At 64.0% G+C, this 14,216-nt stretch carries 14 protein-coding genes; 6 read left to right on the top strand and 8 right to left on the bottom strand.

The features are described from left to right. Positions 1-84: 84 nt before the first annotated feature. From IVB48_RS33470 to IVB48_RS33495, 6 genes are all read right to left on the bottom strand, one after another. The gene (locus tag IVB48_RS33470) at positions 85-1,053 is read right to left on the bottom strand and encodes a nitronate monooxygenase family protein (protein ID WP_027565664.1); all 969 of its coding nucleotides are present in this window, start codon (positions 1,051-1,053) and stop codon (positions 85-87) included. A 148-nt stretch (positions 1,054-1,201) separates the two neighbouring features. Continuing rightward, on the bottom strand, positions 1,202-2,602 hold the full coding sequence (locus tag IVB48_RS33475) for an aspartate ammonia-lyase (protein ID WP_027565665.1): 1,401 nt from the start codon (positions 2,600-2,602) through the stop codon (positions 1,202-1,204). Positions 2,603-2,632: 30 nt separating this feature from the next. Beyond that, positions 2,633-3,169 (bottom strand): hypothetical protein, encoded by a 537-nt coding sequence (locus IVB48_RS33480; protein WP_027565666.1) that lies wholly within the window; start codon positions 3,167-3,169, stop codon positions 2,633-2,635. A 48-nt stretch (positions 3,170-3,217) separates the two neighbouring features. Next, positions 3,218-3,820, bottom strand: a complete 603-nt coding sequence (locus IVB48_RS33485) for a YqaA family protein (protein ID WP_081747784.1) — start codon at positions 3,818-3,820, stop codon at positions 3,218-3,220. Positions 3,821-3,865: 45 nt separating this feature from the next. Further along, positions 3,866-4,270, bottom strand: a complete 405-nt coding sequence (gene hisE, locus IVB48_RS33490; RefSeq protein ID WP_247406861.1) for a phosphoribosyl-ATP diphosphatase — start codon at positions 4,268-4,270, stop codon at positions 3,866-3,868. Between the two features lie 112 nt (positions 4,271-4,382). Next, positions 4,383-4,754 (bottom strand): hypothetical protein, encoded by a 372-nt coding sequence (locus tag IVB48_RS33495; protein WP_027565668.1) that lies wholly within the window; start codon positions 4,752-4,754, stop codon positions 4,383-4,385. 224 nt (positions 4,755-4,978) lie between these two features. On the opposite strand from IVB48_RS33495, the gene IVB48_RS33500 reads away from it, so the two are divergent. The 6 genes from IVB48_RS33500 to IVB48_RS33525 all read left to right on the top strand — a co-directional run bounded on the left by IVB48_RS33500 (position 4,979) and on the right by IVB48_RS33525 (position 12,610). Further along, on the top strand, positions 4,979-6,025 hold the full coding sequence (locus IVB48_RS33500; RefSeq protein ID WP_247406864.1) for an ABC transporter substrate-binding protein: 1,047 nt from the start codon (positions 4,979-4,981) through the stop codon (positions 6,023-6,025). 89 nt (positions 6,026-6,114) lie between these two features. Then, positions 6,115-7,911, top strand: coding sequence for a glucan ABC transporter ATP-binding protein/ permease (locus tag IVB48_RS33505; protein WP_247406866.1), 1,797 nt, complete (start codon positions 6,115-6,117; stop codon positions 7,909-7,911). Positions 7,912-8,113: 202 nt separating this feature from the next. Continuing rightward, the gene (locus IVB48_RS33510; RefSeq protein WP_247406868.1) at positions 8,114-9,562 is read left to right on the top strand and encodes a D-alanyl-D-alanine carboxypeptidase family protein; all 1,449 of its coding nucleotides are present in this window, start codon (positions 8,114-8,116) and stop codon (positions 9,560-9,562) included. Between the two features lie 189 nt (positions 9,563-9,751). Next, positions 9,752-11,437, top strand: a complete 1,686-nt coding sequence (locus tag IVB48_RS33515; protein WP_247406870.1) for a long-chain fatty acid--CoA ligase — start codon at positions 9,752-9,754, stop codon at positions 11,435-11,437. A 15-nt stretch (positions 11,438-11,452) separates the two neighbouring features. Then, on the top strand, positions 11,453-12,007 hold the full coding sequence (locus IVB48_RS33520) for a DUF924 family protein (protein ID WP_247406872.1): 555 nt from the start codon (positions 11,453-11,455) through the stop codon (positions 12,005-12,007). Positions 12,008-12,124: 117 nt separating this feature from the next. Next, positions 12,125-12,610 carry a peroxiredoxin gene (locus tag IVB48_RS33525; protein WP_247406874.1) on the top strand — a complete coding sequence of 162 codons (486 nt, stop codon included), beginning with the start codon at positions 12,125-12,127 and terminating at the stop codon, positions 12,608-12,610. A gap of 158 nt (positions 12,611-12,768) precedes the next feature. Here IVB48_RS33525 and rnhA read toward each other — a convergent pair whose 3' ends face one another. Together rnhA and IVB48_RS33535 are read right to left on the bottom strand one after the other, a co-directional pair. After that, positions 12,769-13,233 carry a ribonuclease HI gene (gene rnhA, locus IVB48_RS33530; protein ID WP_007597503.1) on the bottom strand — a complete coding sequence of 155 codons (465 nt, stop codon included), beginning with the start codon at positions 13,231-13,233 and terminating at the stop codon, positions 12,769-12,771. Next, a complete protein-coding gene (locus tag IVB48_RS33535; RefSeq protein WP_247406876.1) occupies positions 13,230-14,213 on the bottom strand; it encodes a homoserine kinase in 984 nt (327 codons plus the stop codon). The genes rnhA and IVB48_RS33535 overlap by 4 nt, the downstream gene beginning before the upstream one ends. Positions 14,214-14,216: the final 3 nt, after the last annotated feature.

The following is a 14,216-nucleotide window of genomic DNA, read 5'->3' on the forward strand; positions in this document are numbered from 1 at the left end:
CTCCGTGATGCATGTGCGGAGTTCAGCAAAAAGTGTCGTCCCGGCCCCTAGTGCGCAATTGCGCACTAGCCGGGACGACTAAGATCACAACGGCGGATCGACCGCCTCGTCGTATTCCCTCTTGAAGCGCGCGATCATTTCGGCGGCAGGCACGATGCCGTCGATGCTGCCGACGCCTTGGCCCGAACCCCAGATTTCCTTCCAGGCTTTTGGCTTGGCACGTTCGCCGGAGGCGTCGGTGCCGAAGTTCATCTTGGAAGGATCGGACGTCGGCAGGTTTTCCGGATCCATACCGGCGGCAAGAATCGACGGCTTCAGATAGTTACCGTGCACGCCGGTGAAGAGGTTGGAATAGACGATGTCATCGGCCGTCGCGCCCGCGATCATCTCCTTGTACTTCTCGACCGCATTGGCTTCTTTGGTGGCGATGAAGGCCGAGCCGATATAGGCAAAGTCGGCGCCGAGAATGCGCGCGGCGCGGATCGCCTTGCCGTTGCCGATCGCGCCCGACAGCGCGATCGGGCCGTCGAACCATTTTCGAGTTTCGGCGACGAACGCCAACGGCGAGATCGTGCCGGCGTGGCCGCCCGCGCCCGCCGCGACCAGGATCAGGCCGTCGGCACCCTTCTCGATCGCTTTGTGCGCAAATTTCTGGTTGATCACGTCGTGGAAAACGATGCCGCCCCAGCCGTGCACGGCCTGATTGAGCTCCTCGCGCGCGCCCAGCGACGAGATGATCATCGGCACCTTGTACTTGGCGCAGAGCTGCATGTCATGGTCGAGCCGGTTGTTCGACTTGTGCACGATCTGGTTGACCGCAAACGGCGCCGACGGCTTGTCGGGATGCGCGCGGTCATACGCCGCGAGCTCTTCGGTGATGCGCGCCAGCCACTCGTCAAGCAGCTCCGGCGGCCGTGCGTTCAGCGACGGAAACGAGCCGACCACGCCCGCCTTGCACTGCGCGATCACGAGATCGGGCACCGAGATGATGAAGAGCGGCGAACCGATCACCGGGATCGACAGGCGTCCCTTGAACAAGGCAGGCATGGACATTGCGAGACGATCCTCTGTTGGCGTCAAATCGAAGCTGGGAGCCATACCAACAAGGCAATCTTTCCACTGTCAAGTAGTGCGTTTTGGTGCCGTGGAGGACGGCGTTACCGCAATTCCAAGCCGCGGAATTCAGCGCGGGACGACGCCATCACGCAATCAGGTCCGGATTGATCAGCCGCTCGAACGAGAACATCTCGTCCCATTTCTCCTGCGTCAGCAGCTTACGCTCGACCACGACGATCTGGTGCAGTGACTTGCCGCTCTTGTAGCCCTCGCGCGCGATCTCGGCGCATTGCTTGTAGCCAAGCAGCGGCTTCAGCACCGTAACGATACCCAACGAGTTCAGCACCATGTTGCGGGTATGCTCCTCGTTGGCAGTGATGCCCACGACGCAATTCTCGCGCAGGCTGTTGACCGCGCGCTCCATGGTGCGGATGGAGAAGAACAGCGCGAACGAGATCACCGGCTCCATCACATTGAGCTGGAGCTGACCCGCGGACGCCGCGAGCGTCACGGTGGTGTCGAGCCCGATCACGAGGAAGCTGGTCTGGTTGACGACCTCGGGGATGACAGGATTGACCTTGCCCGGCATGATCGAGGAGCCCGGCTGAAGCTGCGGCAGGTTGATCTCGTTGAAGCCGGCACGCGGGCCCGAGGCGAGCAGGCGGATGTCGTTGCAGATCTTGGTCAGCTTGCTCGCGGTGCGCTTGAGGACGCCGGAGAGCTGCACATAGGCGCCGGTATCCGACGTCGCCTCGACGAGGTCGCCTGCAAGGATGAAGTCGACGCCGGTGAGCGCGCTCAGATGCCGGACCGCGAGCTTGGGATAGCCCTGCGCAGCGGTGACGGAGGTGCCGATCGCGGTCGCGCCGAGATTGATCTCGCGCAGCAGCGCGCGGGCCTCGGAGATTCGATCGACCTCCTCGCCCATGGTGGTGCCCCAACCGCGGAATTCGGCGCCGAGTGACATCGGCACCGCGTCCTGTAGATGGGTGCGGCCCATCTTCAGCACGCGATCGAACTCCCTGCCCTTGGCGAAGAACGCCTCCTGGAGTTGACGCAGCGCCGTCATGTAGCTCTCGAGCCGCAGGATCAGCGCCAGCCGAAAGGCCGTCGGATAGGTGTCGTTGGTCGACTGGCCGTAATTGACGTGATCGTTGGGGCTGACGTGCTGGTAATCGCCCTTGGCAAAGCCGAGCGATTCCAGCGCGAGATTGGCGATCACCTCGTTGGCGTTCATGTTGGTGGAGGTGCCGGCCCCGCCCTGGATGAAGTCGGTGACGAACTGGTCCATCATATCGCCGGCAATGACGCGGTCGCAGCCCACGATAATGGCTTCCGCGACTTTGGTGTCCACCGCCCCGAGATCGCGGTTGGCCATGGCGGCGGCCTTCTTGACGTAACCAAGCGCCTTTACGAAGTAAGGCTCCTGGTTCATCGGAATGCCGGTGATGTGGAAGTTCTCCTTCCCGCGGATGGTCTGGACGCCGTAATAGATGTCGTCGGCGATCTCACGCTGTCCGAGGAAGTCCTGCTCCGTGCGACTCATGGGCGCTCCTTGCTTGCTCGCGCGACGTCCTCAGTTCTGGCACAGCGCGCTGGTGACGAAGGTATCGGTGCGGCAGTCATCCGGTTTGCGTTGCCTGCCCGGAATCAGAACCTTGGCCGAGCACTTTTCCGCGGAGTCGGCATTCAGGCTCTTGCCTTCCGTGTAGCCCTTGCTCTGGCAGAGTTTGTCGGCGGCGAGCTTGCAGTCGGGCGCGCCGTTCGACGAGGCCGGACAGGCCACGCGCCCCGACACCATGGTCGACGGCTTCGCCAGGCGCGACAAATCGTTCATGGTCTCGCTCGGGCTTTTGATCGGCGGCAGGATCGAGGGCAGCTTGTCGAACAGCTTGCCCATTTCGTTGATCAGCCCGGGATTTTCCTCATGCACCGGCGGCGACGGAGGGGCTGTCGAGGGCGCCGGTGCGGCCTGCGGTCCTTGCTCCTGCAAGCCGAGCGCCGGCGGTGCGGATTGCGGCCATCCGGTACCGCCGGCAAGGAGCAGGACCGAAAGCGCCGAAAATATCAGCCTGCCCAGTCGCAGGACCGGATTGCCGGATCGAAGCATCATGACGGCAACCGTAGCCGAACGAGACGCAGCGGCAAAGCGCCTTCGGGGTTAGATCAATTTGACTGCGACGACAAAGCCGAGCACGAGCACCGCGGCGCCGATTGCCACCACCAATCCGAGATGCTTCTCGATCTTGACCCGGATCCAATCGCCGTAGCGGTTGAGCAGAATCGCCACGATAAAGAAGCGCCCGCCACGCGCCACGATCGAGCACAGGATGAAGAGCCCGATATTGTAGCCGGCAAAGCCGGACGTGATGGTCACGAGCTTATAGGGGATCGGTGTCAGGCCCTTGAGCAGGATGATCACGGCGCCCCATTCGGCATAGGAGGCGCGGAAAGCGTCGACCTTGCCGCCGAGGCCATAGACCTCGATCAGCCAATGGCCGACCGAGTCGAAGAGCAGCGCACCGATGGCGTAGCCCAACAGGCCACCCAGCACCGACGTCGCAGTGCAGATCGCCGCATAGACCCAGGCGCGTTGCGGGCGCGCCAGTGACATGGGGATCAGCATCACGTCCGGCGGGACGGGAAAGAAGGAGCTTTCAGCGAAAGCCACGGCGCCCATGATCCAGAGCGCGTAAGGCTTGTGAGCGGCGTCGATGCACCAGTCGTAGATACGTTTCAGCATGGCGCCGCGATGAAGCACCATGGGACGGATTTGTCCATGCCGAGATGGGACCGATTTGTGCCAATACTAGTGGCGCTTGCGCGCGGCACGGCCTTCGAGCGCGACGATTGGCCGCCTCGCGGCGACACGCGGTGACGCACCTTTGGGCAGTTTCATCGCCGATTTCGGCAGCTTCTCGGCGATGCCGAGCATGTCTTCACGCCGCGTCATCTCGCGCCAGACGTCCTCAGGGCGCACGCCGGCCGAGGCCCAGAGCACGGTCAGATTGTAGAGCAGGTCGGCGCTTTCCCGGATCACGGCTTCGCTATCGCCGTTGACCGCGTCGATGACGACCTCGATAGCCTCTTCAGCCAGCTTCTTCGCCATTTTTGACGGGCCGCGCTGAAACAGCCGCGCGGTGCGCGATGTTGCCGGATCAAGGTCCCTGGCCGCGAGCACAGCCAGATATAGCCGCTCAAGCGAATCACTCATGTACGCGAAGCTACTCTAAACCCGTGGCGGAGACGTTAACGCACGGCAGCAAAAGCAAAAAAGCCGGCCGTCGCAGCGAGCGCGACGGCCGGCCAACATTTGCTAGTCAAAGCTAGTAGCAAGTCGAAAGGTTGCCTTGGCCGCCCTGCGCGGACTGGTACGGGCCGCCGCAACGGTGATACGGGCGCGGACCGATATACGAGTCGCCGCCGTAATAGACCGGACCGTCGTCGTAGTAGACCGGGCCGCCGCCGTAATAGGCAGGAGCATCATAGGCGTAGGCGTCACGGGTCGCGGCGATTGCGAGGCCGGTGCCGATAGCACCGGCAATGGCCGCGCCGGCAAAGGCCGCACCGCCGCCGCCACCATGCCAATGACGGCCGCCCGCGTACGAAGCGGTCGGGGTCATTGCGGTCAGCGCCAGCACCGCGGCGGTAGCGAGAACGGCCTTACGGCCGGCAAATCCTGAAAATCTGTCAAACATGTCCTGGACCCTCCTTGGGACCTCGAATGGTGCCTGATGACAGGCTCGTGTCTCTCAAACACCCGCATCCCATGTTGGGTTCCCCAACCCCAACACAAGCTGAACGGGGTTGCGTGATCGTGACGCAACCGCCGCTCATCCGCCGTTCATATTGACGCGGACAAGCTTGTCGCCAGCCGGCGCTCCGAGCGTCACCAAATCATAACACCGGACCGGCGCCACTGATGTTCGAATTCGCGACAATCGCTCTTCGCGGCCTGCTGGCCGCTGCAATTTCTCTTGCGGCGCTGACTGCGCGCGATGCTACCGCGGCCGAAACCGCCGCGCCCTCCATTGCAATCCACTTCACCTTCGACCGCCCGATCGATGCGAGCATGGCGCCGTTCTTTCTTGCCGCAAAGGACGGCAGCTTCGGCGCCGAGCGTCTCAACGTCTCCTTTAGCAGCGCGGCCGGATCGCCGGAGGCGCTTGCGCGCGTCGCCAAGGGCGACAGCGAGCTCGCGCTCGTCGACATCAACGAGCTGATCCGCTTCCGCGACAAGGATGCGACACCGGTCAAGGCGGTGTTCGTGCTGTTCAACCGCGCGCCCTACGCGATCGTCGCCCGCAGGAGCCGCGGCATCCACCTCCTGCCCGACCTGGACGGCAAGACCGTCGGCGTTGCCGATAGCGATCTGTCGATGCGGCTGTGGCCGGCGCTGGCGCAGCAGAACGGCATCAACACGGCTCACGTGAAATTCCACAAGATCAGCGCCGCGGTGCGCGAGCCGATCCTCTCCGCAGGACAGGTCGATGCCGTCGCCGGCTTCAGCTATCTCTCGGCAGTGAACCTGCGCGACCGCGGCGTACCAGGCGGCGATCTCGTCGCGCTTCGCTATGCCGACTATGGTTGCGAGGCCTATGGCTTTGCCGTCGTGGTCAACCCGGTTTTCGCCGCGGCCAAGCCGGACACCGTGAAGGGCTTCGTCCGCGCATTGATCGCCGGCATCAACGCGACCGTCAAGGAGCCGGCGCGTGCGGCGGACGAGGCCGCGAGCCGCATTGAGGACGGCGACCGCGATCTTGAGCTGGAGCGCCTGCGCACCGTCCTCGTCGACAACATCCTGACCGACGAGGTCCGTCGCAACGGCCTCGGCGACATCGACCCGGCGCGCATGGATCGCGCGATCGACCAGATCGGGCAGGATTTCAAATTCCGCAAACGGCCGGCGGCGGGCGACATCTTCGACGGCGGGTTCTTGCCGCCCGTTGAAGGGCGGTTGATCAACTGAGCAAAACCGACAGCTTCCGCTATATCTCGCAGCCGATCCCTGATTAGAGTATGGGCTCACTCCGTTCGATCCGCCCGAGCTCCCCGCCCATGCCCATTCTCCGCCTTTACACCCGCGTTCTCGAGCTGCTCGGCAAGGAGGCACGACTGGGCTGGCTGCTCGCGGTCGTCAATCTCCTGCTTGCGGGCTCGCAATTCGCCGAACCGGTGCTGTTCGGCCGGATCGTCGATGTGCTCTCGGGCAAGACGGTCGCAGGCTCCAACTCGGCCTGGCCATTCCTGGTTGCATGGGTCGCGTTCGGGCTGTTCACCATCGCCTGCAGCGCGGTCGTAGCGTTGCAGGCCGACCGGCTCTCCCACCGCCAGCGGCAGGCGGTCCTGACGGAATATTTCGAGCACATCATGCAGCTGCCGCTGACCTTCCATTCGGGCACCCATTCGGGCCGGTTGATGAAGGTGATGCTGAACGGCACAGATGCGCTGTGGCGATTATGGGTCGGCTTCTTTCGAGAGCATTTTGCCGCGATCCTCTCGGTCGTGGTGCTGCTGCCGCTGTCGCTCTACCTGAACTGGCGGCTTGCAATCCTGCTGTTCGTGCTCTGCATCGTCTTCACCGCGCTGACCACCTTCGTGGTGCGCAGAACTTTCGGCATGCAGATGGAGGTGGAGGAGCACTACAGCGAGCTCTCCGCGCGCGCTTCCGACGCCCTTGGCAATGTCGCGCTGGTGCAGAGTTTCGTGCGCATCGATTCCGAGGTGAAGGGCCTGCGTTCCGTCGCCGACGAGTTGCTAGCGGCGCAAATGCCGGTGCTGTCGTGGTGGGCCCTCGTCACCGTCATCACGCGCGCCTCCACCACGATCACTGTGCTCGCGATCTTCACTTTCGGCATCGCGCTGCACGACCAGGGGCTGACCTCGGTCGGCGAGATCGTGATGTTCGTGAGCTTCGCGACGCTTCTGATCCAGAAGCTGGAGCAGGTCGTGAGCTTCATCAACAACGTGTTCATGGAAGCCCCGCGCCTGCGCGAATTCTTCAACGTGCTCGATGCGCTGCCTGCGGTGCACGACCGGCACGACGCGATCGATGCGGGTCGGCTCTCCGGCCTCGTCGAATTCAACGACGTCACCTTCTCCTATGACGGCAAGCGGCCGGCGGTCGAGGACCTCTCCTTCACCGCGCTTCCCGGCCAGACCATCGCGCTGGTCGGCGCAACCGGCGCCGGCAAGTCGACGGCGATTGCGCTGCTGCATCGCGCCTTCGATCCGCAGTCCGGCTTCATCAGGATCGACGGCATGGACGTGCGCGGGGTGACGCTGACATCGCTGCGGCGGAACATCGGCGTGGTTTTTCAGGAGGCGCTGCTGTTCAACCGCTCGATCGCGGAGAATTTGCGCGTCGGCAAGCCGGACGCCACCGAGGCCGAGATGCGCAAGGCGGCGGAGCGCGCGCAGGCGCTCGAATTCATCGAGCGCAGCGGCGGCTTCGAGACCAATGCCGGCGAGCGCGGTCGGATGCTGTCCGGCGGCGAGCGCCAGCGGCTCTCGATCGCACGTGCACTGCTGAAGGATCCGCCGATCCTGATCCTGGACGAGGCGACCAGCGCACTCGACGCCGTCACCGAGGCGAAGGTGAATACCGCTCTCGACGAAGTGATGAAGGGCCGCACCACCTTCGTGATCGCCCATCGCCTGTCCACCATCCGCAATGCCACGCGCATCCTGGTGTTCGAGAACGGGCGTGTGATCGAAAGTGGAACTTTCGATGAACTCGTGGCCAAAGGCGGCCATTTCGCCGACCTCGCCAGGGCTCAGTTCATGGTTCAGGAGAACGCACGGGCCAGCGTGACAGCGGCTGAGGCTGCCGCGACGGCCGCCAAGTCATCTTAGCAAGTCGCCTTGGCAAGTCCCCATCATATCGTCGAAATTCGGCCCATTTCATTGCGGAATACCCCGCTGATGCCCCTATTCCCGACGCACCAGCCGGTATAGGTTTGCGGCGCCGCAAGCGGCGGCGCTGGATTTCAGAACCGAACATCAGATCACGAGAGCCGACCGGAACCGGCGGGTCTCCAAGGACCGGAATCGGATAGTGCACGCTCTTCGCCCGCTGCTTCGTCAATCCCTGTTCAACCTGTTCGCCGCGACACTCGCCTGCGGCGCATTGCTCGCGCCGCGCGCGGCGGGCGCCGAAGCGCTGCTTCTGATCGAGGCCGATAGCGGCAAGGTGTTGCAGGCGGAAAACGCGACCATTCCCTGGTATCCGGCTTCCGTCACCAAGATCATGACCGCCTATGTGACGCTGAAGGCGGTCAAGGACGGCAAGCTCACACTCGACACCATCCTCACGGTGTCGCCGACCGCAGCCTCGCAGTCGCCCTCGAAGATGGGGTTCCGCCCAGGAACGCAGCTTACCGTCGACAACGCACTCAAGATGATGATGGTGAAATCGGCGAACGACATGGCCGTCGTGCTCGCCGAAGGCGTCGGCGGTTCGATCGACGGCTTCTCGGCGCTGATGAACGACACTGCGCAGAAGCTCGGCATGACGCAGACGAGCTACGTCAATCCGAACGGCCTGCCCGCCGACGGACAGATCACCTCCGCACGGGATCTCGGCATTCTCGCGCGCTCGTTCCTGCGCGACCTGCCCGAGTACGAGTATTTCGTGCATATTCCGGCAATCCGCTTCGGCAAGCGCGTCACCGGCAATTTCAACAAGCTGATCGGCCGCTATCCCGGCGCCGACGGTTTCAAGACCGGCTTCATCTGCGCCTCCGGTTACAACCTCGTCGCATCAGCCACCCGCAACGGCCGCCGGCTGATCGCCGTCGTGCTGGGCGCCAACTCCGGGACCGCGCGCGCGGTGAAGGCGGCGCAGCTGCTGGAGCGCGGCTTCTCGCAAGACAATCTCACCTGGCTCCGGCCCTCGCTCGGCACCGTGGACAAGCTGGTGCCGGTCGACGCCTCGCCGCCGAACCTGCGTGACGACATGTGCGGCGGCCATCGCAAGCGGCCGGCCAGCGACGATGACGACGCACTGATCGCGACCAATGGCGGCACGTCCGGGTCCGCCTCGGCCACGGGCGGCGAAGCTCAGGTCACCTTCTTCACGGCCGGGCTTCAGCCGCCGCTGATGAAGGCCTCCGAGCTGATGGCCTCGGCCCCGGCGGCGGCCGAGCCCGTGCTGGTGTATACCGGCCCAACCCGCACCGGGACCGCCCTGATCGCGGCGGTCGCGGCCGATGCCGACCAGCAGGCCACGCCAAAGCCGCGTGGCAAGAAGTCGCGCGTCGCCAAAAAGCCCGACGCGGCAGACAAGCCGAAGGATGCCAAGACGGCGGCGGCAAAGCCCGACAGCAAGCCGGTGGCGACCGCCAAGCCGGCCGACGGCAAATCCGCAGCCAAGCCGGCCGGTACCAAGCATGCCGCAGCCAAGCCCGATGCGGCGGCAAAGCCTGCGGCCAGCGGCGAGCAGGCGGCCAAGCCCGCCAAACCCAAGGCCGCGACCAAGCCCGCCAAACCGGCCAACAACAGTTAACGGCCGATGCGAGGCGAGACCGCGCCGCACTTCGCAGTTGCGGCAGCGCCATTGCGAGGATTCCGGTAGCCACTCCCTGACGTTTGTCCTAAGGCTCGACCGCTTGCCACCCGTTCCGGCAGGCTCGATACTGACGGCAATGAGGCAAGCTCGAGACACAACGGGCTCTGGTCAATGAGGGGAGTTTCCATGGAGCGCATCTGGCTTAAGCAATATCCGCCCGGCGTCCCCGCCGATATCGAGCCGACGCAATATTCATCGCTGGTCGACCTTCTGGAGGAGAGCTTCGCCAAGTTCGCCGACCGCAAGGCGTTCATCTGCATGGACAAGTCGATCAGCTATCGCGATCTCGACCGGATGTCGCTGGCGATGGCGTCCTACCTGCAAGGGCGAGGCCTGCAGCGCGGCGCCCGCGTCGCGATCATGATGCCGAACGTGCTGCAATATCCGGTCGCGACCGCGGCCGTGCTGCGCGCCGGTTTCGCCGTGGTCAATGTCAATCCGCTCTACACGCCGCGCGAACTCGAGCACCAGCTCAAGGATTCCGGTGCCGAAGCCATCATCGTGCTGGAGAATTTCGCCCACACCGTCGAGCAGGTGATCGCGAAGACGCAAGTCAAGCACGTCATCGTCGGCAGCATGGGCGACCTGCTCGGCTTCAAGGGCGTGATCGTCAATCTGGTCGTCCGCCGCGTCAAGAAGATGGTGCCGGCCTGGTCGCTGCCGGGCGCGGTGTCCTTCAACGACGCGATCTCCGCCGGTCGCTCTCTGGCCTTCAACAAGCCGAAGCTGTCGCCCGGCGACGTCGCCTTCCTGCAATATACCGGCGGCACCACCGGCGTGTCCAAGGGTGCCACCCTGCTTCATCGCAACATCGTCGCCAACGTCCTGCAGAACGACGCTTGGCTGCAGCCGGCGATGGCCGCGCCGCCGCATGTCGATCAACTCATGGTCGTCTGCGCGCTGCCGCTCTATCACATCTTCGCCCTGACGGCCTGCTACCTGCTCGCGGTGCGCGCCGGCGGCTGCAATCTCCTGATCCCCAATCCGCGCGACATCCCGGGCTTCATCAAGGAATTGGCGAAGTACCAGGTCAACAACTTCCCGGCCGTGAACACGCTCTACAACGGCCTGATGCATCATCCCGACTTCAAGAAGCTCGATTTCTCCAAGCTGAAGATCTCGAACGGTGGCGGCATGGCGGTGCAGCGCCCGGTCGCCGAGCAGTGGAAGGCGATCACGGGCTGCTCCATCGCCGAAGGCTACGGCCTGTCGGAGACATCTCCGACGCTGACCTGCAACACCACGACCGATCCCGAGTTCAACGGCACCATCGGCATCCCCGTGCCCTCGACCTGGATCTCGATCCGCGATGACGACGGCAACGAGATGCCGCTCGGCCAGCCCGGCGAGATCTGCGCCAAGGGCCCGCAGGTGATGTCGGGCTACTGGAACAGGCCGGAGGAGACCGCCAAGGTGATGACCGCGGACGGCTATTTCCGCACCGGCGACATCGGAATCATGGACGAGAGGGGCTACACCAAGATCGTCGACCGCAAGAAGGACATGATCCTGGTCTCCGGCTTCAACGTCTATCCGAACGAGATCGAGGAAGTGATCGCGAGCAACCCCGGGGTGCTCGAATGCGCCGTCATCGGCATTCCCGATTCCAAGTCGGGAGAGGCGGTGAAGGCGTTCGTGGTCAAGAAGGACCCGAACCTCACGGCGGAGGCCCTGGTCAAGTTCTGCCAGGAGCAGCTGACCGGCTACAAGGTGCCCAAGCACATTGAATTCCGTACTGACCTGCCGAAGACTAACGTCGGCAAGATCCTGCGCCGACAGCTGCGCGACGAGAAGAAGGCGGAGGCGGCGTAAGCGCCTCTTTCGTTCATGACCGACGACAGCAACATCAGTCCGGCCGGCATCCTCGCCTTCTGGCGCGGGGCCGGCCGCGATGCCTGGTACGAGCGCAATGACGCATTCGACGTTGAGGTCAGGCGCCGCTTTCTCGCGCTGTGGCAGAAGGCGGTCGCCGGCGAGATCTTGTCATGGGAGGCGACCGACGAGGGCGCACTCGCGCTCGTCATCGTGCTCGACCAGTTTCCGCGCAACATGTTTCGCGGCACGTCGCAGGCCTTTGCCAGCGACGCGTTGGCGCGCGACGTCGCCCGCCGCGCCATTGCGCGGGGTGCAGATCAAAGGATCGACCCGGTCCTGCTCGAATTCCTCTATTTGCCCTTCATGCATTCCGAGCACCTGCCCGACCAATTGCACTGCGTCGCGCTGTTTCAAAACACCGACAATGCTGAAAACCTGAAATACGCGCGGGAGCACGCCGACATCATCCGGCGGTTTGGCCGCTTCCCCCACCGCAACCGTCTGCTCGGCCGCGACACCACGCCGGACGAGCAGGCCTTCCTCGACGGCGGCGGGTTCGCCGGCTGATGACATAAAGGTGAAGGTCCCGCCCTCACCGCCTCCGGGTCACTATCCGTGCCGGCAATATTGTGCAGGCCCGCCGCACGGTCTAAAAAGCGGGACCGATTTTCAGGGAGACTGACGATGGCGATCCAGACTGGCGACAAGCTGCCCGAGGCGAAATTCCGCGTGATGACGGCGGAAGGACCGCAGGTGAAGACCAACGACGATATCTTCAAAGGCAAGAAAGTGGCGCTGTTCGCGGTGCCCGGCGCCTATACCGGCACCTGCCACAAGATGCATCTGCCGAGCATCTTCCTCAACGCCTACGCCCTGAAGGACAAGGGCGTCGACACCATCGCCATCGTCTCCGTCAACGACGCCTTCGTCATGAACGCGTGGAAGCGCGACACCGACCAGCGCGACGAGGCCATCTTCCTCGCCGACGGCAATGCCGACTTCGCCAAGGCGATTGGCATGGAGCTCGACGCCTCCGGCAACGGTCTCGGCATCCGCTCCAAGCGCTATTCGATGCTGGTCGAGGACGGCGTGGTCAAGAAGCTGAACCTCGAGGCGATGCCGGGCAAGGTCGAAGTGTCCGGCGGCGATACTCTGCTCGGGCAGCTGTAAGCGGCCATCGCTTTCAGCCACAAACGATACTGGATGCCCCGCGAAAGCGGGGCATCCAGTATTCCAGAAACAGTTGTTGTTAAATCGAGAGGCCGCGGCGTACTGGATCGCCCGCCTTCGCGGGCGATGACAGTTGAGACTGGAGCGCCGACCGCGCGCTACTCCGCCACCCGCGCCTGCAACCGCGCCTTCACGATCCCGTCGCGCGCGAGCTGATCGGCGCGTTCGTTCTCGGGATGCCCTGCGTGGCCCTTGACCCAGTGCCAGCGCACGTCATGAGCCTTCAGCGCGGCATCGAGGCGCTGCCATAGCTCGACATTCTTCACCGGCTTCTTGTCGGCGGTGCGCCAGCCGTTGCGCTTCCAGCCGTGGATCCAGCCGGTGATGCCCTGACGGACATATTGGCTGTCGGTATAGAGATCGACGGTGCACGGCTTCTTCAGCGCTTCCAACGCGGAGATCGCCGCCATCAATTCCATCTGGTTGTTGGTGGTGTGGCGCTCACCACCGTTCAGTTCTTTTTCCTTGTCGCCGAACTTCAGGATCGCGCCCCAGCCGCCGGGCCCCGGATTTCCCGAGCAGGCGCCGTCGGTGTAGATCGTGACAATCGGAAGCTCGCTCACGCCATCAGCCCCGACGGCATCAGCCCGTAGTCGCGCACGCTGGAAACGCTCTGGTGGAAGCGCAGCTTGCGGACATATTCCAACGGATCCTTCGGCTTGACCAGCGCGCCGGGCGGAACGTTGAGCCAGTCGACCAGCCGCGTCAGCAGGAAGCGGATCGCAGCTCCGCGCGCGAGCAGCGGCAGCGCCGCCTCTTCCACCTCGGACAGCTTTCGAACGCGGCCATAGGCATTGAGGAAGGCCCGCGCCTTGGTGACGTTGAAGGAATGATCCGGCTCGAAGCACCAGGCGTTGAGGCAGATCGCGACGTCATAGGCAAGCCAATCATTGCAGGCGAAGGTGAAGTCGATGATCCCCGAGAGCTTGTCGCCGAGGAAGAAGACGTTGTCGTTGAAGAGGTCGGCGTGGATCACGCCTTCGGGCAGCTGCGTCGGCCAGACGCCACTCTCGAGGTAGTCGAGCTCGTGGCCCAGGAACGCGCGCAGGCCGGGCTGCACCTCGTCGGCCCGCTGTGACGCGGCATCGAACAGCGGCCGCCAGCCCGGGACCGACAGCGCGTTCGCACGCCTGATCGCGAAATTCGCGCCGGCCAGATGCATCCTGGCGAGCCCCTCGCCGACGCCGGCGCAATGGGCCGCGCTCGGCTTGCGCGGCCAGACGCCTTCGAGAAAGGTGATGATGGCGGCGGGCCGGCCGGACAGCTCGCGCAACGCCTCGCCGTCCGTTCCCTTCACCGGCAGCGGGCAGTTGACGCCGTGCTCGGCCAGATGCGTCATCAGCGCGAGGAAGAACGGCAGATCGTTCTTCGCCACGCGCTTCTCATAGAGCGTGAGGATGAACGACCCCTTGGTCGTATGCAGCAGGAAGTTGGAATTTTCGACGCCCTCGGCGATGCCCTTGTAGGAGAGCAACTCGCCGAGATCGTACTGGTTGAGGAAGTCCGCAAGCTCGTCGGCGGCAACGTCGGTGTAGACCGCCATGAA

This window comes from Bradyrhizobium sp. 76, from assembly GCF_023073025.1.
Lineage (GTDB): Bacteria > Pseudomonadota > Alphaproteobacteria > Rhizobiales > Xanthobacteraceae > Bradyrhizobium.